Source organism: Halobellus sp. Atlit-38R, from assembly GCF_003665925.1.
Classification (GTDB): domain Archaea; phylum Halobacteriota; class Halobacteria; order Halobacteriales; family Haloferacaceae; genus Haloquadratum; species Haloquadratum inordinatus.
In genome coordinates, this window is record NZ_QXIJ01000057.1 from 1 (window position 1) to 695 (window position 695).

Genomic DNA, 695 nt, shown 5'->3' on the forward strand with positions numbered 1-695 from the left:
GGCGCTCATCACCGCCATTGGCGGCGGCGTCGGCGACGAGTTCGACATCGAGAAGGCGCGCTACCAGCGGCTCATCCTGATGACCGACGCCGACGTCGACGGCGCGCACATCCGACCGCTGCTGCTTACGCTTCTGTACCGGCACATGCGCCCGCTCATCGAGGCCGGCTACGTGTACGCGGCTCAACCGCCGCTGTACCGCGTCCGCTACCGCGGCAACACCTACGACGCGATGGACGAGGCCGAGCGGGACCGCATCATCGAGGAGGAATGCAACGGCAACCCCACGCAGGTCCAGCGGTTCAAGGGACTCGGTGAGATGAACCCCGACCAGCTGTGGGACACGACGATGAACCCCGAAAACCGCGTCCTCAAGCGCATCACCGTCGAGGACGCCGCCGCCGCCGACCGGATGTTCAACATCCTGATGGGCGACGCCGTCGGGCCGCGAAAGCAGTTCATCAAGGACCACGCGAACGACGCCGAATGGGTAGACATCTAATATGAGTTCTGACGCACCAGATTCGTTCGAACCGGGCGCGGGTATCGCGGCCGAAGTCAAGAACGCGCGCATCGAAGACGAGATGGAGCAGTCGTACATCGACTACGCGATGTCGGTCATCGCGGGGCGGGCGCTGCCCGACGTACGCGACGGCCTGAAGCCGGTCCACCGGCGCATCCTGTATGCGATGCAG

2 protein-coding genes are annotated in these 695 nt (G+C 65.0%); both read left to right on the plus strand.

What is annotated here, in order from left to right; all coding sequences use genetic code 11:
- A partial coding sequence (locus D3D02_RS18055; RefSeq protein ID WP_233560701.1) for a toprim domain-containing protein occupies positions 1–502 on the plus strand: 502 nt, incomplete at its 5' end.
- A 1-nt stretch (position 503) separates the two neighbouring features.
- Positions 504–695 (plus strand): DNA gyrase subunit A (locus D3D02_RS18060; protein ID WP_147435696.1); only part of this gene is annotated, 192 nt, incomplete at its 3' end.